A 20,905-nucleotide genomic window follows, 5' to 3' on the forward strand; every position below is an offset into this window, starting at 1 on the left:
CTTCAATTTTGTAACTTGTAGTCCCGGGTCTGTTGAGGTAACATATGAATATATTGGTAGATATAAAGACCTATCTGGTGGGGAGAGTGATCCCGTGCGTGACAAAGCAATGCAGCGATGGAGTACATACGAACCGTTCTACGTGGAGATGGGCGATAAAAAAGTCGCCGATATCGTGATTACAAATCATGCGAAAACTCGCTACTTAGATCGGATAGAGCAGAAACAGTCCGAGACGAATCATATCGCCGCCTGGCTTTGGGAATGCCTGAAGCAAAACAGGATGGAGTCCTACTATCATAACGAAGAGGATGTATATTTAATTGATGGTGATCTGGTCGTCGTGGCCGAATTTGGAGAGTTGCCCGGCGAGATGGATATTGCGGGGAATCCGCTTCACAAGATGATTGTCATTACCTTTTTGGGTCGAATGTCGGAGACCATTGAATTAAGGGATTTGAAGTCATACTATTCATGGCTACGCCATTCGCGGCGCATGACACTGATGAAAAGCACTCGTAAGCAAAAATAGACGGTGATTGGGCGGTTGGCTCTAGATGAAAAAATCTCCGAACTTATGATTACCGTCAATTTTGAGTAGAAAGTATGCAGTTATCAGCTGCATGCTTTTTTTATTTCCAGCAATAAAACTCCCCCAATTCAGTAAGTTTACTTGGAAATGCTTCGACAGATGTTTTTCTTATGGTAAAATAGAGAGATCAGAGGGGAGAGGGCTGTCAGTATGAACTTTCATCAGTTGCACATTTTTTATACCGTAGCGGAGCGTGGGAGCTTTTCGGCGGCGGCACAAGCGCTGCATATGACACAACCTGCGGTGACGATGCAAATTCAGTCTTTGGAAGATTATTTCGGCACGAAGCTGCTGCAACGTTCGACTAAAAAAATCGAGCTTTCAGAGGCGGGAGCGACACTACTACCTTTTGCGAAAAAAAGCATGCAACTGATTAGGGAAGCTGACGAGGCGATGTCTGCTTTTACTCACATGCTGGAGGGAAGATTGCATATTGGCGCCAGCCTAACAATTGGTGAGTATATTGTACCAAGAATGTTGGGGCCGTTTGGCCAGGAATACCCTCATATACGCATGGCAATGAATGTGATGAATACGACTCAAATTATGGATGATATACTAAAACATCAGTTGAATTTAGGACTGATTGAGGCCCCAGTCCAGCATCCGGATATCGTGGTAGAACCTGTAATGCAGGACGAACTGAAACTGATTGTGCCTTCAGGACATGCGCTGGCCAAGGCTAAAAAAGTGGTTCTGGAAGATGTGTTTAAGCATCCCTTTGTAGCCAGAGAAAAGGGATCGGGTACACGTCAAGTGATAGAAGATGAGCTGAAAAGTCGTGGTGTGGATGCCTCTCGACTTGGTATTGTAATGGAGATGGGGAGCACTGGAGCGGTTAAATCGGCGGTGGAGGCTGGACTGGGTATTACCATGCTATCACCTTCTTCGGTGAAGCATGAAGTTGCGCTCGGTTTGTTGAAAATTGTGAACATTTCAAATATCACGTTCAAACGAGAATTTTATGCAATTCATTTGAAGTCGGCGTTGTTACCGATTCCGGTAGTCACCTTCCTGTCTTACTTGCGTCGTCATGATCAGGGAACGGACGTGCTGAGGGACTCGCAGGACGAGCTGGCAAAGGTGAAAGAGAAGGAGGATGTATAATGAAGGAGCAGATTAACGTAAAACGATATGATTTACATACACACACCCAAGCATCTGACGGCATGCAGCCACCCGCAGATAATGTGCGCTGGGCCAAGGAAAAAGGACTGGCAGGTGTGGCCATTACAGATCATGATACGGTAGCTGGTCTGGAGGAAGCTCTGAAGGAGGGAAAACGCATAGGAATTACTGTGGTGCCAGGAGTGGAAATTAGTACTCGAGCTGGCGGTAAGGATATTCATATACTCGGTTATTTTATGGATTACAGCAATAAAGTGTTTTTGGAGCGGTTGGAAAAGCTTCGCCAGGCGCGGGATACCCGTAATGATTTGATTTTGAGTCAATTGCGTAGTCTGGGCGTGGAAATCACACTGGATGAAGTGGTGGCTACGATGGGCAGACCGCTGGCACCAGATGAAAGCATTGGACGTCCACATATGGCAGATACGCTGGTTCAAAAGGGATATGCGAAGGATATGCGGGATGCGTTTGACCGTTACTTGGCGGAAGGAGCACCCGGATATGTGTCTGTACCCCGTGTAGAGCCTGCGGAGGCCATAAACTGGATTCGTGAAGCAGGAGGGGTACCTGTGGTGGCCCACCCTGGCTTATACGGAAATGATGAGCTGGTTCGCTCTATTATAGAGGAGGCGAAGCCTGTGGGCTTGGAGGTGCGACATTCGGACCATGATGCTGAGGCTGAGAGCCGATATACTGCGATGGCGGCACAATATGGGCTCATTGCAACTGGCGGCTCGGATTTTCACGGTGCACGCCAAGGTGTTATTTTCCACGGTGATCTGGGTAGCCGTAGTGTGGAAGATCGGGTTGTCGAGGAATTGAGGAAGGCTGCTGTTGGACAAAAGTAAATAGAAAGCCCCTTGCCTTATGCATGGAACACAAGAAGTGTATCGTGCAAAGAACAAAGGGCTTTTTTTGTGGATTCAATAGGCTGGTGAGACTTAGCCGTTTTTGATGCGATTCGGCAACTTCTTGACCAGTTCCTCATCGGGTGTAATGAAGAGCGTACGCTGATGGTCGTAGATGACAAAGCCGGGCTTGGCTCCGCTGGGCTTACGTACATGCCGAATCAGGGTGGCGTCCACAGGCACACTGCTGGACTGCTTGGCCTGGCTAAAGTAGGCAGCGAGTTGAGCTGCTTCCTCCAGCGTCGTATCCCCGAATTGCTCAGCACGAATAACGACGTGTGACCCCGGAATATCCTTTGTGTGCAGCCAGGTGTCATTTGGTCCGGCCAGTCGATTTGTCACATATTCATTTTGCAAGTTGTTTTTGCCGACCAGTAACTCGATACCTTCGGATGATGTATAGACGTGCAGGGTTGGACGGTCGTTTTTCTTCTTTTTCTTTCCTTTTTTGACCCGATCTCTGAGATAGCCCTGCTGAACCAGTTCTTCACGTATTTCCTCAATGTCATTCATAGAGGCGTGGGCTAGCTGCTGAAGAAGATTGTCCATATAACGGATTTCTTCGTGCGTTTTCTCCAGTTGTTCGTCAATGACAGCCAAGCTGTTTTTATATTTGTTGTATTTTTTAAAATACCGTTGTGCATTATCCGATGGGTTGAGTAGCGGGTCCAGTGGGATGGTCATTGGACGCTGTTCCTCATCATAAAAGTTGGTGAGCGTCACTTCTTTGTCCCCTTTTTTCACCTCATGCAGCGAAGCGAATAGCAGCTCTCCATAAATGCGAAATTGATCCGCATCTTCCGCCTCGGCCAAATCCTGATGGAGATAGTCGAGTTTTTTTACGTTTTTACTCCGCTCGTTTTGCAGAAACCGCAGTAGGTCACTGACCTTTTGCTTAACCGTATCCCGTTCTGCTTTTTCTCCGAAGAAGTCCTCCATACACTCACTGATAGTAGCGTACTCCTTACGTTCTTCTTGGATCAACGTCAGTGGAATGGCTGAGAATATCACTTTATCTTGTGCGTTTAGTCCAGATACTGGCTGAAAACGATGATTCCGCACGTCATCCATGATGTGACTGAATGTACTCCATAGTGAACGATCACTATCACCAGATACTTCATTAGTTACTCGAGTTAGTATCTCTTCAGCAACGAGGGGACTGAGTCCAGTAAAAGTGTTCACGATCCAGCGTTTGGGAGCTTCTTCGGCCTCGATCGCAGTTTGATACGAGGATATGAAGGCTGCCTCTTCCGTTTCTAATGGATTCAGCTTGTTTTGTGCAGGAGGCTCCGTGTATTGAAAGCCGGGCATAATGACCCGATAGCTGCTGATAGACGGTGTGACATGATGAATGCCATCCAGCATCACGCCTGTTTCCGGGTCAAGCAAAATAATGTTGCTGTGTCTACCCATCAGTTCAATGATAATTCGTTTGAGTGAAATATCTCCCAGTTCATCACGTTGACGTATATCCATGTGAATAATACGCTCCATGCCCACCTGCGTGATTTTCTCAATAACGCCTCCTTCGCAATGCTTGCGAAGGAGCATGCAAAACATAGGGGCTTCTGTCGGATTAAGAAAGCTTTGTTCTGTAAAATGTACACGCGGGAAGGTCGGATTAGCCGACAGCAGCAGCTTTACGCTTCCGCCTTGTGCCCGCAGATTCAGCACGATATCTCGATCATTTGGCTGATGTATCTTATTAATGCGCCCGCCCCGGATTCCTTGCAGTTCGTGTACGATAGCGCGGGTTACGATTCCGTCCAATGCCATAATTATGTTCTCCTTTGAAGCAAATGTATTTTCGCCTTCCTTCTATGATACATAACTTTGGGACAAAACTTAAGCGGCTTTGTGATATTTCAGGTCCTGTCCGAATAGATTGAATCTAGAAAGTCTGTCCAGCTTATCAGCAATCGCGGCACAAAAATATAATAACGGGCAGCCATCCTACGCACAACCGACGGAAACGGACTATCTGACCGGGAGGGAATTGGGGAGAATGGAACAAGCACACTGGCACCAATTAAGCAATGAACAGCTTTCAACAAGTCTGGAAGTCGACCCGAAGCAGGGTCTTTCGGAGGAACAGCTTGCGGAACGAAGAGAAAGGTCAGGATGGAATGAGCTGAGCGAGGGGAAGCGAGTTTCGGCAATCTTGCTGCTGCTCAATCAGTTCAAGGATTTTATGATGCTTGTATTGATGGGAGCGACCCTGATATCCGGACTGCTTGGCGAATATTTGGACGCGATCACCATTATAGCTATTGTTGTACTGAATGGAATTCTCGGCTTTGTACAAGAATTCAGAGCTGAGCGTTCATTGCGAGCTTTGAGACAACTGTCGGCCCCAACCGCCAAAGTGTTGCGGGGCGGCAAACGAATTCAAGTTCAGGCCAGAGAACTGGTGCCGGGTGATATTGTGCTGCTGGAAAGTGGTGATCGCATTCCCGCAGATGTAAGGTGGTTGAGTACGAACGGCTGTGATGTAGAGGAGTCCGCCCTGACAGGTGAATCAGTTCCGGTGAGTAAGCATTGCCGCCCTATTCATGCCGCCGAAGTACCACTCGGGGATCAAAAAAACATCGGTTTTATGGGCACGATGATGACCAGAGGAACCGCACAAGGAATGGTTATACGTACAGGTATGAGTACCGAAATGGGTAAGATCGCAGACTTGATTGAAAATACGGAGTCGCAGGAGACACCGTTGCAGCACAGATTGGAGCAATTGGGCAAAATTTTGATTATCGTAGCGTTGGCGCTAACGGTGCTCGTTGTCGTAGCAGGCATTTTACATGGACAGCCAGCCATGAGCATGTTCTTGGCTGGAGTGAGCTTGGCTGTGGCAGCTATACCGGAAGGGTTGCCAGCTATTGTGACGATTGCGCTCGCATTGGGTGTGCAGCGTATGATTAAACGAAAGGCGATTGTGCGTAAGCTGCCTTCTGTTGAAACGCTCGGCTGTGCATCTGTCATTTGTTCCGACAAAACGGGTACTCTGACCCAAAATAAAATGACAGTCACCAAGCTATGGCTGGACGGTCGTTTCTGGGGAGTTACGGGAGAGGGCTATGACCCACACGGGCATATTATGGATAGAGACCTTCCTGCCGATCTTAAAAACGGACAATCTCTGCGTAGACTGCTGCAAGCCAGTGTGCTTTGCAACAATGCGGAAATTGTTCAAGCCGATACAGAGGAGCTACGTTCGAAAAAGAAAACCAAAGAGCCGACGCCGTCCGCCGTTTGGGAGCTGAAGGGTGATCCGACGGAAGGAGCGCTGATCACGTTAGCTGCCAAGGGCGGAGTCACGCGACAAGGGCTATATGAGCTGTACACAAGGGAGCGAGAATTTCCCTTTGACTCGGATCGGAAGCGAATGTCGGTACTCGTACGCCACCAGGGAGGACACATTGTCTTTGCCAAAGGTGCCCCGGATGTACTGCTGGGTCAGTGTTCCTATATTTTATGGGAAGGAAATGTCGTTCCGTTAACGGGTACGCTGCGCCAAAAGGTACTGGCGGCTAACGAAGGAATGGCCTCGGAGGCGCTACGTGTACTTGGTGTCGCTTACCGTGATATCCGCTCGCATGAGCGTGTCTCCACGGTTGAGGAGGCTGAAGCACAGCTGATCTTTATTGGGCTGACAGGCATGATTGATCCGCCACGTCGTGAGGTTCGCGAAGCCATTGGCAAGTGCCGTCGTGCTGGCATTCGCACTGTGATGATTACCGGAGATCACGGTACAACTGCAGAGGCCATTGCACAGCAGCTGGGCATTCTTCAGCGCGGATCCCATGTGTTGACAGGACAGGAATTGTCTGCGATGGATGATGCGGCGCTGGACAAAGCCGTTGATGCCGTCTCTGTGTATGCACGAGTTTCGCCGGAGCACAAGCTACGGATCGTTAAGTCGCTGCAAAGACGCGGACATGTCGTAGCCATGACCGGAGATGGTGTCAATGACGCTCCAGCGATAAAGGCGTCGGACATCGGTATTGCCATGGGCATTACGGGGACGGACGTGACCAAAGAAGCGGCTGCGCTTGTTCTGAGTGATGATAATTTCTCAACCATTGTAGCCGCAATTGAGGAAGGACGGAATATTTACGAGAATATCCGTAAATTTATCCGTTATCTACTCGCCTCCAATGTTGGTGAGATTTTGACGATGTTTTTTGCCATGATGGCCGGGCTGCCATTACCTTTGTTACCGATCCAGATTTTATGGGTGAATCTGGTAACAGATGGCCTACCAGCGATGGCTCTGGGGGTGGACCAGCCAGAAAAGGATCTTATGGAGCACAAACCTCGTGGCGCAAAGGAAAATATTTTTGCTCGTCGATTGGGCTGGAAAATCATTAGTCGTGGCTTGTTGATTGGTTTATGTACGCTAGCGGCCTTCTGGCTGACATTACGTATTGCACCGGATGACGCAGGACAATTGATCAAAGCACAGTCCGTTGCCTTTGCTACGCTAGTCTTGGCACAGTTAATTCATGTATTTGATTGCCGCAGTTCCCGTTCTATTTTCCATCGTAATCCGTTTCAAAATAGTTATCTCGTGCTTGCCGTGCTCTCCTCCGTAGTGCTAATGCTGGTGGTTATGTACGTGCCTGTGCTGCAACCTATTTTCAAAACGGTACCGCTTGGATTGCGTGAGTGGGCGCTATCCATTGTGGCAGCCGGGATTCCTACGTTTCTTATGGGAGCGGGAAGTGTATGGGGCGGTCGACGCAACCGTCGTCGCGGCGGAAATACACACTTTTCAGCAGGACGTACGAAGTTTTCAGCCTAGTAATCGGGTCATGCATACCGCATCGCTTTCCCACTATTGCCCTGTATGATATCATGGGATCAAAGCTTTATGAGGAACATGATATCAGCAGCAACGGCGGAGGTAAGCTATGGAATTCACAAAAATGAACGGTCTAGGTAATGATTTTATCGTTTGGTTTGGGCATCAGGATTTGCCGTCTGACGCCTCGGAATTAGCTGTTCGGCTATGTGATCGACATTTTGGTGTTGGCGCCGATGGGTTGGTATATATATTGCCGTCAGAAAAAGCGGATTTCTGCATGCGCATCATTAACTCGGACGGCTCGGAGGCCGAGCAATGTGGTAATGCTATCCGTTGTGCTGCCAAATACGTATATGACCGTAAACATATCAACCGTGAACAGATCACGATCGAGACCCTGGGCGCAGGTGTGCAGCAGGTGGAACTAACTGTAGAGAACGGACTTGTTCGTATGGTGAAGGTAGATATGGGAGAGCCGATTCTTGAGGGTTTGAAAATTCCAACTACACTAGAGCGGACTAGCGTAATTAACGAGCCTATTGAAGCTGGAGGAAGTGGTTTTCGCTTTACGGCTGTATCTATGGGGAATCCGCACTGTGTCATTTATGTGGAGGATGCGCCAAGCTTTGATCTGGAAGCCTGGGGGCCGAAGCTGGAATGCCATCCGTTGTTCCCTAAAAAAACAAATGTTGAGTTCGCCACGGTACGTAGCCGGAAGCATATAGATATGAGAGTATGGGAGAGGGGAGCCGGACCAACGCTAGCTTGTGGAACCGGAGCCTGTGCTACGCTTGTTGCTTCTGTACTAAACGGATACAGCGACCGTCACGCCATTGTAAGCCTGAAGGGCGGCGATCTGGATATCGAATGGAGCGAGGAAGATAATCACATATATATGACGGGCCCGGCTGAGATCGTGTACGAAGGTCGTCTGTTCTGAAAAGATAGCGTGTAACTGGCCTATGAATAGTATAGAAGTGAGTGAAAAGAAGACCTTAGAGGTCTTCTTTTTTTGGACTTACATGCCCCTGTATACAAGGAATACGATGAAGAAGGCAATATTCTGTCTTTTTTTGGCGCCTGAACGATGTATAATATAGAAAATGAAAAAACAATAAGGAGGCCGTTCATAGTGCGGAAATTTCGTTGGATTTCAGCAGTTGCAGTCCTCATATTTGTAGCCACCGCGCTTCCGGTTCAGGCGGCGACCATTCCTGCTGCCGCGGAAACGACGGACAAGCAGGTTGGCTCGCTAACTCCGACAGTGGTAAGCCGTTTAGAAAAAGCGGTGCAAGAACTCATTGGTTCAAAGACAGCATTTCAATTTGACGATGTGACAGATATGGGGAAAACCTGGATTGTAGAGGGCGAACTGGAAGACGGAACTGCTACGTTGCAGACAGAATATAATAAAGAAAAAAACAGAGTGGATTCTACAACCATACGATATAAAATAAGCAGCTTGGGAAAGGCGATGAACGCGCCACTCAAGACGAAAGTGCTAAACGGCGCCAAAGCGTTTGACAGCAAGCGTCCTCTGCAATTTGAAGCATTTTGGCGGGTCAAATCCCCTTATCAGTCCAACAAGCCTTCAAATTACTGGGTGTTTTGGGGTGCAGGAGAACAAGCTTCCTCGTTGTATGTGGATGTGGATCGAGGTAACGCTATTACCATCAACGCGGACTATGCCCTGAAGCAGGTGGACCCTGTGTTACTGAACCGTGCAATGAACACATTTAAGCGTGTGAGTGGACAGCGAATCAAGGTACAGCACGCTTCACGGTACAAGGACGAGACGAAGGGACTTTCATACTGGTCGTTTGAGGATGCAAACGAGGCGAGTGAGGTCAAAATTAGCGCGGTAACCGGTAAAGTGCTGGCCGTATCCACCTATGGGGTAGACTGGAACGATGACGCAGATTTCAAAAAAACATTTGCAAGCCCGAAATATACTGCCTCAGAAGCTTTGAAGCTAGTCAAGCCCAAGGCTCAGATGTTGTTTCATATCAATTTGACCGGCTATAAAGTGAAAGTTCAAGGGAATCAATATACGTTCTCCAAGCAGCAAAAGGGAACGGATTCTATTGTGGCTAAAGTGAATAAAAAAGGGACTTTTTACGCTTACTCTATCCATTCTTCCGATGGGAAAATGTAGTAGGAAATAGAAAAGATAAATTAAGCCGCTTCACTCCTGATATCATATTGTCGTGGAATGGGGCGGCTTTTTTTGTTTTTGGCTTATGTTTGTAGTCTCTTTATGTTACATTAGTATGAAAATAAAGAGCGGGGTGGAGCAGAGGACATGAAACCGGATTTGCGTACTGTGCTGAATCGTGAAATTATTGTCGGAGACGGCGCAATGGGGACTTTTTTATACCAGCTAGGATTTCCAGTAAATACGTCTTTCGAAGAACTGAACATCACTTCGCCTGACGTTATATCAGACGTGCATAGTCAATATTTAAGTGCAGGAGCTCGATTGCTGGAGACTAATACATTTTCTGCAAATGATTATAAGTTAGCCCGGTTTGGATTGGAATCTAAGGTAGAAGAGATCAATCGTGCCGGTGTGAGAATTGCCAGAGCTGCGGCCAGACCTGAACATTATGTGGTAGGTGCGGTGGGTTCCATATGTGGGGGCAAACGGCTTAACATATCAAAGCTGGAGCTGGCAAGAAACTATGAGCAGCAAATTGATGCCCTTCTCTCCGAAGGAGTCGACGGCATTTTGTGCGAAACGTTTTATTCACTGGATGAAATACGCATTGCGCTTCACAGTGTACGTAAATACAGTGACATTCCGGTAATTTGTCAGTTTGCAGTTGATCAGGTTGGTCGTACCCAGGATGGTTTTTTAGTGGCGGAAGCTTTTTCGGTGCTGCGTAATGAGGGGGCAGACATCCTTGGATTTAACTGTCACTCGGGTCCGCAGGGAATTATGAGTGTAATGGAGCAGCTGGACGGCCCTTTGTCTGTACCGCTGTCCGTATATCCGAATGCGGGACTAGCAGATTATGTGGACGGTCACTATGTATACGGTGCATCACCTGAATATTTTGGAGAATGTGCCAAGTCCTTTGTAGACCTGGGGACGAGGCTGCTCGGTGGTTGCTGCGGAACTACACCGGAGCATATTGCAGCTATCTCCAAAGCCTTGAACCGTTTGCAACCGCCTCCGCTGGCTTCAAAAGAAGCTTTGTCGAAAGAGTCCTTTCAAGTGGCAGAGCAGATTGCAGATGAAGAGGAACGAGGAAATGGCAGACATACCAGCGAGCCCAATATTGTGGATCTGGTTAAGGAACGACATACAGTCATTGTAGAACTGGATCCTCCGCGCGATCTGGACATTACAAGGTTTATGCAAGGTGCTCATGCATTGAAGAAAGCAGGGGCCGACGCGCTTACACTAGCTGACAACTCGCTTGCAGTCACTCGCATGAGCAACATGGCGCTTGGACATTTGGTCAGTATTGAAACAGGCTTGCGCCCATTAATTCATATAGCATGTCGTGATCGCAATCTGATTGGTACTCAATCCCACATGATGGGTTTTGACGCGCTCGGTATTGACCATGTGCTGGCGGTTACTGGAGATCCGGCGCGGTTCGGTGATTTGCCAGGCGCCAGTTCGGTGTATGATATGACCTCTTTTGAAATCATACGCATGATCAAGCAATTAAATGATGGTGTCGCATTTTCCGGTAAGCCACTGAAGCAGAAAGCTAATTTTGTGGTAGGTGCCGCATTTAATCCTAATGTCAAGCATTTGGGTAAAGCCGTACAGCGGTTGGAGAAGAAAATTGCCTCCGGAGCCGATTATGTTATGACTCAGCCCGTATACGACCACGAGTTGATTGCAGCCATCGCGGAAGCGACACGACATTTGGAAGTACCGATTTTTATTGGTATTATGCCGCTGGCTAGTGGGCGCAATGCAGAATACTTGCACAATGAAGTACCAGGGATTCAGTTATCCGATGAGGTACGTGCACGTATGTCTGGTCTTGAGGGTCCGGAAGGACGAGCAATGGGCGTGTCTATTGCCAAGGAGTTACTTGATACGGCAATGGAACATTTTAATGGTATCTATTTTATGACTCCATTTATGTTCTATGAAATGACAGCTGAACTGACTTCTTACGTATGGCAAAAATCAGGCCGTGCACAGGCCCCCTTGTTTCGACTATAATAATCAATTACAATAGTATAATGGATGTGATGCCGATGTCATTGAGTATGACCGGATACGGTCAAGCCATCCTTCATTATGAGGGCTATAAAGTGCGCTTGGAATTGAAATCGGTGAATCACCGCTATTGCGAAGTGATGATGAGAATTCCGCGCGAATGGACTCGATACGAAGATGGCTTGAGAAGAACGGTTCAACAGCAGATTAAACGCGGTCGTATCGATGTCTTCATCCACAGGGAACGCGATGAAGAACAGATGCCCGCCGCGCGGTTGAATGACACTGTGGTGCAGGCTTACCTGCATGCAGCGGAGCAGCTGGCGGATCGTTATGGAGTGAAAGGAACGTTAGGGATAAGCGATATTCTTGCTTTGCCTGACGTTCTGGGTGAGCCTGGAGAGGCTTGCCATGGAGATGAAGAGGACTGGGAAGAGCAACTACAGCGGGCTTTGAATGAAGCTTTGCAAGGTTTACTGGAGATGAGAAGACGAGAAGGCGGGCATTTGGCGCAAGATGTGGAATCCCGTATTTTACGTCTGGAATCTCTGCATCATGAAATGACGGTGCTGGCTCCTCATGTTGTGAGCGACTACCGTAACAGGCTGAAACACAGGCTTAAAGAGCTTCAGGACGGTTCATTTACGCTTGATGAACATAAGTTCGGAATGGAGATTGCGTTATTCGCGGATCGCAGCAATATTGACGAGGAACTTACCCGGCTTCAAAGTCACTTTGGACAGTGCAAGGGATTGCTGCTGTCAGACGAGCCGGCCGGTCGCAAATTAGATTTTTTAATCCAGGAAATGAACAGGGAAGTCAACACGATCGGCTCCAAGGCTAATCATCTCACATTGGTTAATTTGGTCGTTGAGATGAAAGCAGAGCTCGAGAAAATTCGTGAGCAGGCTGCAAATATTGAGTAGCTACCTGGTAGCGGCACGGCTGCAAGAGTCACATGTATAGGGGGAAAGACCTGAATATGGCAATCAAATTGATCAATATTGGTTTCGGCAATATCGTGTCGGCCAACCGAATTATCTCCATCGTCAGTCCGGAGTCTGCTCCGATCAAGCGGATTATACAGGAAGCCAGGGACCGTCATATGCTAATTGATGCTACCTATGGCCGCCGGACGCGGGCTGTTATTATTACAGACAGTGATCATGTAATCCTGTCTGCGGTGCAGCCGGAGACGGTCGCTCATCGCCTATCCACTAAAGATGATGACAATGACGAATAAAAATGGAGTGTACTATGGCTAAGGGATTATTATTTGTAATATCCGGACCTTCGGGTGTCGGTAAAGGGACGGTAGGCAACGCATTGCGTGACAAGTTACCAGAGATAACATACTCCGTTTCTGCTACAACTCGAACACCTCGTTCAGGCGAACAGGATGGAGTGACCTATTTTTTTAAAACGCGTGAAGAATTTTTGGGTATGATTGAACGAGATGAAATGCTGGAGTATGCTGAGTATGTAGGGAACTATTATGGTACTCCACGTGATTTTGTAGATCAGACCCTTGCGCAGGGAAAAGATATTTTTCTGGAGATTGAAGTTCAGGGAGCGCTAAAGGTTAAAGAAAAATTTCCAGAAGGCATATTCATTTTTCTGCTTCCGCCTTCGCTAGACGAATTAAAGGATAGAATCCGGGGACGGGGCACAGAAACTCAAGCGACCATAGACCACCGTATGTCGGTAGCTGTGGATGAAATGAATTTGTTGCGTCACTATGATTATGCGGTCGTCAATGATGAGATTGATTTCGCTTGTAAACGAATAGAATCCATTATTATCGCCGAACATTGTAAGGTTCATCCTTAAACGAGGGCTTTACATATGCCAAGCGTACTTAAAGAGAAATAATACTGTATAAGCTGAGCTTGAAGGTGTACACTGGAGTTCAGCTTATACAGTCCCAAAACTACATGAAGAGGTGTCTATTCGTGCTGTATCCTTCCATTGATGAAATGATGAAAAAGGCAGATAGTAAGTATTCGTTGGTTGTAGCGGCTTCACGTCGTGCCAGACAGTTGCGCGAGGGTGAAAAGACGACTCTCAAGAATCCTAAATCCCACAAACAGGTTGGAGTGGCGTTGGAAGAGATTTACGCGGATCATCTGCGTCTTGAAAGCGGCGAAGACGAGTAAGAATTATACACAACTATTATAACCGGGCGCAATGCCAATTCCTTTGACAACCGCAAGGTTGTTATTTTTTTAGGTCAGGGGGAGTTAACGATGTTGAAGGGAAAAGTTATTATTCTTGGTATAACTGGCGGAATTGCTGCTTACAAAGGGGCAGCGCTGTGTAGTAGGTTGACGCAAAAGGGCGCCGATGTTCATGTGATTATGACGGCCTCTGCCAAGGAGTTTATTACCGAACTTACGCTGCAGTCGCTCTCTCGTAATCCGGTGTACAGTGACACATTTGATGAAAGAGAGCCATCAGTCGTATCCCATATTCATCTGGCGGATGCGGCTGATTTGGTGCTTGTTGCTCCTGCAACTGCGAATATTATCGGGAAAATGGCGCATGGTCTTGCTGATGATATGCTGTCTACAACGTTGTTGGCTACAACAGCGCCTATTATGGTGGCACCTGCGATGAATGTACATATGTACACTCATCCCGCAGTCATGCAAAATATGGAGACGCTTGTATCACGTGGCGTGAAGATGATTGAGCCTGGTGAAGGATTACTGGCTTGCGGTTACGTTGGCAAAGGACGTTTGGAAGAGCCGGACACAATTGTGCAAACCATAGAGCGTTTTTTTGATCAGCAAGCTCAGGAACAAAAAACCACCATCAAGTCTGAACCACGATGGTTTGGTGACGCATCTATGGAGGCTCAAATGCCTGAGTCACTTGTGAATGAGAATGAATCGGTGCTTTCAGGCAAAAAAGTCATTGTAACGGCTGGAGGCACGATCGAGCGAATTGATCCAGTACGTTATATCACAAATGATTCATCTGGCAAAATGGGCTTTGCCATTGCAAAAGTGGCTCAGGAGATGGGTGCAGAGGTGCACTTGATTGCTGCCAATACCAGCGCGGAACCGCCTACTGGTATTATGCTTGAAAGAGTCCAGTCAGCTGAAGACATGTACGACGCTGTATTAAAGCAATGGGAAACGAGCGATATGGTCGTTATGGCTGCTGCAGTTGCAGATTATCGACCACGTGAGATTGCACAGACCAAGATCAAGAAAAAAGATAGTGTATTTACGCTAGAGCTAGTGAAGAACGTCGATATTTTAGAATCACTCGGACGGAGTAAGAAACATCAATTTTTAATTGGCTTTGCAGCTGAAACCGAACATTTGGAGACGTATGCGATAGATAAATTAGAACGTAAAAATTGTGATTTGATCGCGGCAAACGATGTAACTGTGAATGGTGCTGGTTTTGGCGTCGATACGAATGCTGTTCAAATTTATGACCGAAGCGGGATCGTAGAGCGTATTCCTGTACAGTCAAAGGAAGAAGTCGCGCGTAAGTTGCTTACTATAGCCGCGGGACGCATGGGTGGGGTGTTGCATTAATGGAGACGGGCAATTTAGTTGCCAAGGTCATTGTCGATGTACCTGCCAAGGATACGGACCGCACCTTCGATTATCTGATACCAGACTCAATGAGACCTTGGATTGAGGCGGGTAGTCGGGTAGCTGTGCCATTTGGCAAACGGACGGTGCAGGCTTTTGTCATCTCGGTAGTCCCAGCTGATGATCCACCGAAATACAGAATGAGAGCGATCCAGGAACTGCTGGATTTGGTACCACCCTTATCTGCCGACCTAGTCGAACTGGGCAAATGGATGAGCGAACGTTATGCTTGTAATCAAATTATGGCACTGCAAGTGATGATTCCTACCGCGCTCAAGGGCAAAGCAGAACGTTATATCTCAATTGCGGAACAGCATGAGTTAACGCATCCACAACGTACTATACAACCGAATCAGGGCGATGAACTCGAATGGGCACTTCTGACCGACGATGGTATGAGTGATCCGACGGAGCGTCGGATTGTTAGCTTCATTCAGGAGAAGGAGCAAGTCCCATTGCAGCAACTCAGTCGACGTTTCCCTGAGGAAGCGGAGGTTATTAAATCCCTGTTACGCCGGGGTGTACTTCAGGAAAGTCAAGTTATCAAAGACAAACTTGGCAAAAAGACCATGAAATCCGTTGATCTGGCTATTGGCATAGACGAGGCATCAACGGCACTGGAGCAATTTTCTGCCAAAGCACAGCGTCAGCGGGAGGTACTTGCTTTTTTGCTGGAACGTAGCGAGTTTCTGCCTTTGTCGCTGAAGGAAGTCATGACCTCACTGAGTGTCTCGGCTGCAACGGTTAAGGCGCTGGAAGATAAGGGCTATGTGTTGCTGGAGGAAGTCGAAGTGTTCCGCGACCCCTACCGGGGCAGACACTTCAAGCCTACAGAGCCACTCCCTCTCACAGCAGAGCAGCAGTCAGTATATGAACGGATTATTCGCCAGCTGGACACACGTGAGCAAGGAGCTTATTTGTTGCATGGAGTCACAGGGAGCGGTAAGACGGAAATTTATCTACAGACGATTCAGCGTTGTATCGAGCAGAATCGGCAGGCCATTGTGCTGGTACCTGAAATATCGTTAACCCCACAAATGGTTGAGCGTTTTAAAGGCCGGTTTGGCGATCAGGTAGCAGTGATGCACAGTAGGTTGTCCGGGGGGGAACGGTACGATGAGTGGCGCAAAATACGCGAAGGCCGTGTGAAAGTGGCGATTGGTGCTCGCTCGGCAGTATTTGCGCCTTTTCGTGAGTTAGGTCTTATTATTATGGATGAGGAGCACGAAACGTCCTATAAGCAGGAAGAGACACCTAAATATCATGCGCGTGATGTCGCCATTCGCAGAGCCCATCAGCATGGGGCTGTTGTTATTCTCGGCTCGGCTACACCGTCGCTGGAAAGCTACTATGCGGCTCGCTCACAAAGCAACGACGAGTTTGCGCCGTTGCTGCTTGAAATGCCAACTCGCGCATTGGGGAACACGTTACCCGAAGTACATATCATGGATATGCGTGAGGAACTGCGTGCTGGCAACCGCTCTATGTTCAGCCGTGCGTTGCATAATGGAATTGCAGAGCGGTTAGAGCGTAAGGAGCAGACGGTACTCCTGTTGAATCGGCGTGGGCACTCCACGTTCGTCATGTGCCGTAGCTGTGGCTATGTCGCGGGTTGTCCGCATTGTGATATTTCGCTTACGTATCATCAGCGGTCGAACAATTTACGTTGCCATTACTGTGGCTATTCCGAGCCCGTGCCTCAGACTTGCCCTGAGTGCGGTAGTGAGCATATTCGCTATTTTGGTACAGGTACCCAGCGAGTGGAAGAAGAGCTGGCGAAGCTATTCCCCGGTATACGTGTTGTTCGAATGGATGTTGATACAACAACAGAAAAAAATGCCCACGAAAAGCTCCTCAAGCAATTTCGTGATAAAAAAGCGGACGTGCTGCTCGGTACTCAAATGGTTGCCAAAGGCCTGGACTTTCCCGATGTGACACTGGTTGGTGTCATTACTGCGGATTTGGCTCTCAATTTACCGGATTTTCGGGCCGCGGAAAAGACTTTTCAACTGTTAACACAAGTAGCTGGACGTGCTGGGAGACATCAATTGCCAGGGGAAGTATTTGTACAATCCTATACTCCAGAGCATTATTCGGTGATTCACGCAAGTCGCCATGATTATGCTTCTTTTGTGAGGGAAGAATTGAAACACCGCCGCAATTTGCACTATCCACCATATTGTCGTCTTATTTTGGTGACCTTTTCTCATGAACAACTCCCGGTGCTGGTCCGGCTGGCTGAGAATTATTCAGCAACACTACAGGGACGAGCCAGACAACGGGGATGGTTCGGGAATATGGATCGTCTTACATCGGATGTACTCGACATTTTGGGACCAGTAGCTTCACCCATTTCGAGAATCAAGAATAGATACCGATTTCAATGTATGATAAAATGGCGTGGAAATATCGATGCGATTAGTTTGGCTCAGCAAGTAGCTGATGAAATGGCCGAATCAGCACAGGCACAAAAGTTGCTGATTAGTCTGGATGTTGATCCGCAAATGCTTATGTAGAGTGTTGCCACAAAAGTTATTAGCACAATTAATGCGGACAAGCCGTCCGTACATAGGATAATGTAGCAGTCGCGTTTGTGATGAATACAGTTAGGCCTAAATGAAGCATAAAGAGGAAGGTGTTCTGTTGTCATGTCAATTAGAATTATAGTGTTGGAGCCGGATGACGTATTGCGCAAAGTAGCAAAGGAAGTCACTAAAATTACGCCTAACGTGCAAAAGCTGCTCGACGATATGGCAGATACGATGTATGAAGCGGAGGGTGTAGGTCTTGCTGCTCCGCAAGTAGGTATTTTGAAGCGTCTCATCGTTGTAGATGCTGGAGATGAGCATGGTTTGATTAAAATGATCAATCCAGAGATCGTGGCCGAAGAAGGGGAGGAATTGGGTCCTGAAGGCTGCCTGAGTATACCAGGGTTGAACGGGGATGTGCGTCGTGCCGAGAAGGTTACAGTCAAGGGACTGGACCGCGAGGGTAAAACCATTACCGTTACAGCGACAGGGTTGCTTTCTCGTGCTTTTCAGCATGAAATTGACCATTTAAATGGAATTTTGTTCACGGATATTGCAGAAAAAGTATATGAGGTTGCGCTGGAACAGCCAGGACCGAACCGTCAGATAGGAGAGTGAGGTTCGATGAGTCAAGACATTCGTATTATCTTTATGGGTACGCCTGAGTTTGCAGTGCCATCGCTGAACATGTTACTGGACAACGGTTATAACGTGGTTGGTGTGATTACACAGCCTGATAAGCCACAGGGACGAAAAAAAATATTGACGCCTACACCAGTCAAGGAAGCGGCAGAAAAACGCGGATTACCTGTACTGCAACCGACCCGCCTGCGCCAGCCAGAAGCGGTGGCTCAGGTGGCAGAGCTGCGTCCTGATCTGATCGTAACCGCAGCCTATGGGCAAATTTTGCCTAAGTCCGTACTAGACCTGCCTCGGTTCGGCTGTCTGAATGTGCATGGTTCGTTACTTCCCCGTTATCGGGGAGGTGCACCGATCCAGCGTGCGATTATTAATGGTGAAACTGTGACAGGTGTGACGCTGATGTATATGGCGGAAGGACTGGACACTGGCGATATGATATCGCGAGTTGAGGTTGCTATAGAGCCGGAGGATACCTCGGGTACGATTTTTGAGAAGCTAAGCGTAGCTGGAGCAAAGCTTTTGCAGGACGAGCTGCCTAAGTTGCTGGCAGGCCAATCAGACCGTACGCCGCAAAACGAGGACGAGGCAACTTATGCCCCGAACCTGAACCGCGAGGATGAGCGTATTTCGTGGAGTGACAATGCTCAGCAGATATACAACCGGATTCGCGGCCTGGTTCCTTTTTCCGGTGCGTTTACGCTTTGGGAGGAAAATGTTTTTAAAATTTGGGCTGCTGAGCAGCCTTTCATAAACAGTGAAGTGAGTGGCTCAAATGTTCCAGCACCCGGAACGGTTCTTCAATTGACCGCTCGTGGCATTGAGGTGCAGACAGGCGAAGGAACTCTCTGGCTGACTCAGGTTCAACCGGCTGGCAAAAAGGTTATGGATGCCGGAACCTTTGCACGCGGCGGACAGATGAAGCCAGGCACGGTGCTCGGATGAGCGGGAGTCACTCCCGCCAGGGAGGCCAAGGCAAGGGAGTGGGTGCCAGATCCGGCAAGACTCGCAATCAGACGGCGCGGGAAGTTGCACTTGATGTGTTGACCGGTGTGGAGCAAGAGGGTGCATATAGCAATCTTGAGCTAAATCGTCGGCTTCAGCAGGCAGGCTTATCTGCAAGTGACGCTGGTTTGGCGACGGAACTTGTATATGGTACAATCGCACGCCGAAATACACTAGATTATTTCCTGAATAAATTTGTTCAAAAAGGAACGGCCAAGCTTCAGGCTTGGGTACGTTCGTTGCTGCGGATGAGTGTGTATCAGGTGGTGTATCTGGATCGAGTTCCGGATCATGCAGTCGTTAGTGAAGCGGTGACCATTGCCAAGCGTCGTGGGCATCAGGGGATTTCCGGTATGGTCAACGGCGTGCTCCGCAGCATGTTGCGTGAGCCGGACAAGCTGTGTATTCCTGACGATTTGTCACCAGAGGAACGGATTTCATTAGAACATTCCCATCCACAGTGGCTGGTTAAGCGCTGGATTAAGCAATACGGTGCAGATACTGCTGAGGCAATTTGTCAGGCTAATAATGAGCCCCCTGCGGTCAGCGTACGGGTGAATACGACAATGATCAGCCGTGATCAGTTGCTGGACGAGATACGCTCAAAAGGGCTTGATGCCGTTCCTTCCGCAGTTAGTCCCTATGGGATTGTTGTTCGTAGCGGTGGAAATATGGCGCTTACCTCGTGGTATACGGACGGCTTGCTGTCCGTACAGGATGAAAGCTCCATGCTCGTTGCCGAAGCAGTCGCTCCAGAGCCTGGCATGCTGGTACTGGATTGCTGTGCCGCTCCAGGTGGAAAAACAGCTCATATGGCCGAGCTGATGAAGGATCAAGGCCGGATCGTTGCGAATGATCTGCATGCCCATAAGCATCAATTAATCCGTGAACAGGCTAATCGACTTGGCCTGGATGCTGTGGAAACAGTCACTGGTGATGCGCTAGAACTGAAGGAACGATATGCTCCAGCTTCTTTTGACCGTATTTTGCTGGATGCACCATGCTCTGGCTTTGGGGTAATTCGTCGTAAGCCGGACCTGCGTTGGAGCAAAACTGCGCAGGATGTTCGCGACATTACACAGCTTCAGCATGAGCTGCTGGATAGTGTGGCGGGACTGTTGAAGCCAGGTGGTATTCTGGTATACAGCACATGCACGATTGAACCGGACGAAAATGAAGGACAATTGAATCGGTTTTTAAGCGAACATCCAGAGTATGAATTGGCAGAGGGTCATTCCTTCCCGGACGTGAGCCGCGAAAAGGATAGTATTCAGGGAGGCTCGGTACAGCTGTTACCGCAGCATTTCCACAGCGACGGGTTTTATATCGCGCGCCTGCGTCGGGTGAAATAGCGCGGAAGAGAATTCCAGGCAGCTGCCCACCAGTATTTCCACATTCCGCCGGAACATTTCCGGCGGTTTTTTGCATGAAGATGAAAAATTTTTACCCCTCCAGGGATTTGTGCTAAAATAGGAAGAATGAAAAATACGATCTACGA

The 20,905-nt window shown here is 48.2% G+C and carries 17 protein-coding genes; 16 read left to right on the forward strand and 1 reads right to left on the reverse strand.

The genetic code is table 11. The features are described from left to right. The first annotated feature begins 94 nt into the window (after window positions 1–94). The 3 genes from ACUYLD_RS06505 (at window position 95) to ACUYLD_RS06515 (ending at window position 2,568) form a co-directional block, all read left to right on the forward strand. Complete coding sequence (locus tag ACUYLD_RS06505; protein WP_023989315.1) at window positions 95–532, forward strand: hypothetical protein; 438 nt, start codon at window positions 95–97, stop codon at window positions 530–532. A gap of 210 nt (window positions 533–742) precedes the next feature. Then, window positions 743–1,699, forward strand: a complete 957-nt coding sequence (locus ACUYLD_RS06510) for a selenium metabolism-associated LysR family transcriptional regulator (protein WP_446674644.1) — start codon at window positions 743–745, stop codon at window positions 1,697–1,699. Continuing rightward, window positions 1,699–2,568 carry a PHP domain-containing protein gene (locus tag ACUYLD_RS06515; protein WP_446674645.1) on the forward strand — a complete coding sequence of 290 codons (870 nt, stop codon included), beginning with the start codon at window positions 1,699–1,701 and terminating at the stop codon, window positions 2,566–2,568. Before ACUYLD_RS06510 ends, ACUYLD_RS06515 begins: the two co-directional genes overlap by 1 nt. Window positions 2,569–2,661: 93 nt before the next feature. On the opposite strand, the gene ACUYLD_RS06520 is transcribed toward ACUYLD_RS06515, so the two are convergent. Further along, window positions 2,662–4,407 (reverse strand): Rqc2 family fibronectin-binding protein, encoded by a 1,746-nt coding sequence (locus tag ACUYLD_RS06520; RefSeq protein WP_446674646.1) that lies wholly within the window; start codon window positions 4,405–4,407, stop codon window positions 2,662–2,664. A 229-nt stretch (window positions 4,408–4,636) separates the two neighbouring features. On the opposite strand from ACUYLD_RS06520, the gene ACUYLD_RS06525 reads away from it, so the two are divergent. The 13 genes from ACUYLD_RS06525 (at window position 4,637) to rsmB (ending at window position 20,759) form a co-directional block, all read left to right on the forward strand. After that, window positions 4,637–7,435 carry a calcium-translocating P-type ATPase, SERCA-type gene (locus tag ACUYLD_RS06525; protein WP_446674647.1) on the forward strand — a complete coding sequence of 933 codons (2,799 nt, stop codon included), beginning with the start codon at window positions 4,637–4,639 and terminating at the stop codon, window positions 7,433–7,435. Window positions 7,436–7,544: 109 nt separating this feature from the next. Beyond that, window positions 7,545–8,378: a diaminopimelate epimerase gene (gene dapF / locus ACUYLD_RS06530; RefSeq protein ID WP_250261033.1), complete on the forward strand. Its 834-nt coding sequence runs from the start codon at window positions 7,545–7,547 to the stop codon at window positions 8,376–8,378. Window positions 8,379–8,570: 192 nt separating this feature from the next. After that, window positions 8,571–9,593: a hypothetical protein gene (locus ACUYLD_RS06535; protein ID WP_250261034.1), complete on the forward strand. Its 1,023-nt coding sequence runs from the start codon at window positions 8,571–8,573 to the stop codon at window positions 9,591–9,593. A gap of 147 nt (window positions 9,594–9,740) precedes the next feature. Continuing rightward, window positions 9,741–11,627 (forward strand): bifunctional homocysteine S-methyltransferase/methylenetetrahydrofolate reductase, encoded by a 1,887-nt coding sequence (locus ACUYLD_RS06540; RefSeq protein WP_446674648.1) that lies wholly within the window; start codon window positions 9,741–9,743, stop codon window positions 11,625–11,627. Between the two features lie 35 nt (window positions 11,628–11,662). Beyond that, a complete protein-coding gene (locus tag ACUYLD_RS06545; protein WP_013310895.1) occupies window positions 11,663–12,550 on the forward strand; it encodes a YicC/YloC family endoribonuclease in 888 nt (295 codons plus the stop codon). Window positions 12,551–12,606: 56 nt separating this feature from the next. Next, on the forward strand, window positions 12,607–12,867 hold the full coding sequence (remA, locus tag ACUYLD_RS06550; RefSeq protein WP_005548256.1) for an extracellular matrix/biofilm regulator RemA: 261 nt from the start codon (window positions 12,607–12,609) through the stop codon (window positions 12,865–12,867). A 14-nt stretch (window positions 12,868–12,881) separates the two neighbouring features. Then, window positions 12,882–13,454, forward strand: coding sequence for a guanylate kinase (gene gmk / locus ACUYLD_RS06555; RefSeq protein ID WP_013310894.1), 573 nt, complete (start codon window positions 12,882–12,884; stop codon window positions 13,452–13,454). 122 nt (window positions 13,455–13,576) lie between these two features. Continuing rightward, window positions 13,577–13,780, forward strand: coding sequence for a DNA-directed RNA polymerase subunit omega (rpoZ, locus tag ACUYLD_RS06560; RefSeq protein ID WP_013310893.1), 204 nt, complete (start codon window positions 13,577–13,579; stop codon window positions 13,778–13,780). A gap of 90 nt (window positions 13,781–13,870) precedes the next feature. Further along, the gene (coaBC, locus tag ACUYLD_RS06565) at window positions 13,871–15,175 is read left to right on the forward strand and encodes a bifunctional phosphopantothenoylcysteine decarboxylase/phosphopantothenate--cysteine ligase CoaBC (RefSeq protein WP_061829022.1); all 1,305 of its coding nucleotides are present in this window, start codon (window positions 13,871–13,873) and stop codon (window positions 15,173–15,175) included. Beyond that, window positions 15,175–17,751: a primosomal protein N' gene (priA, locus tag ACUYLD_RS06570; RefSeq protein WP_446674649.1), complete on the forward strand. Its 2,577-nt coding sequence runs from the start codon at window positions 15,175–15,177 to the stop codon at window positions 17,749–17,751. The genes coaBC and priA overlap by 1 nt, the downstream gene beginning before the upstream one ends. 132 nt (window positions 17,752–17,883) lie before the next feature. Further along, entirely contained in the window at window positions 17,884–18,381 is a 498-nt protein-coding gene (def, locus tag ACUYLD_RS06575; protein ID WP_446674650.1) for a peptide deformylase, read from the forward strand. 6 nt (window positions 18,382–18,387) lie between these two features. Next, a complete protein-coding gene (gene fmt, locus ACUYLD_RS06580; protein ID WP_250239381.1) occupies window positions 18,388–19,347 on the forward strand; it encodes a methionyl-tRNA formyltransferase in 960 nt (319 codons plus the stop codon). After that, window positions 19,344–20,759, forward strand: a complete 1,416-nt coding sequence (rsmB, locus tag ACUYLD_RS06585; RefSeq protein WP_446674651.1) for a 16S rRNA (cytosine(967)-C(5))-methyltransferase RsmB — start codon at window positions 19,344–19,346, stop codon at window positions 20,757–20,759. Before fmt ends, rsmB begins: the two co-directional genes overlap by 4 nt. The last annotated feature ends 146 nt before the right edge of the window (window positions 20,760–20,905 follow it).

This window comes from Paenibacillus sp. SER-28 (genome assembly GCF_052906305.1).

Coding starts and splice junctions, on each gene's coding strand:
- ACUYLD_RS06525 (WP_446674647.1), top strand. CDS start 4,637: ATGGAACAAGCACACTGGCACCAATTAAGCAATGAACAGCTTTCAACA.
- ACUYLD_RS06515 (WP_446674645.1), top strand. CDS start 1,699: ATGAAGGAGCAGATTAACGTAAAACGATATGATTTACATACACACACC.
- priA (WP_446674649.1), top strand. CDS start 15,175: ATGGAGACGGGCAATTTAGTTGCCAAGGTCATTGTCGATGTACCTGCC.
- remA (WP_005548256.1), top strand. CDS start 12,607: ATGGCAATCAAATTGATCAATATTGGTTTCGGCAATATCGTGTCGGCC.
- ACUYLD_RS06520 (WP_446674646.1), bottom strand. CDS start 4,407: ATGGCATTGGACGGAATCGTAACCCGCGCTATCGTACACGAACTGCAA.
- ACUYLD_RS06540 (WP_446674648.1), top strand. CDS start 9,741: ATGAAACCGGATTTGCGTACTGTGCTGAATCGTGAAATTATTGTCGGA.
- def (WP_446674650.1), top strand. CDS start 17,884: ATGTCAATTAGAATTATAGTGTTGGAGCCGGATGACGTATTGCGCAAA.
- ACUYLD_RS06510 (WP_446674644.1), top strand. CDS start 743: ATGAACTTTCATCAGTTGCACATTTTTTATACCGTAGCGGAGCGTGGG.
- dapF (WP_250261033.1), top strand. CDS start 7,545: ATGGAATTCACAAAAATGAACGGTCTAGGTAATGATTTTATCGTTTGG.
- gmk (WP_013310894.1), top strand. CDS start 12,882: ATGGCTAAGGGATTATTATTTGTAATATCCGGACCTTCGGGTGTCGGT.
- rsmB (WP_446674651.1), top strand. CDS start 19,344: ATGAGCGGGAGTCACTCCCGCCAGGGAGGCCAAGGCAAGGGAGTGGGT.
- coaBC (WP_061829022.1), top strand. CDS start 13,871: ATGTTGAAGGGAAAAGTTATTATTCTTGGTATAACTGGCGGAATTGCT.
- ACUYLD_RS06545 (WP_013310895.1), top strand. CDS start 11,663: ATGTCATTGAGTATGACCGGATACGGTCAAGCCATCCTTCATTATGAG.
- fmt (WP_250239381.1), top strand. CDS start 18,388: ATGAGTCAAGACATTCGTATTATCTTTATGGGTACGCCTGAGTTTGCA.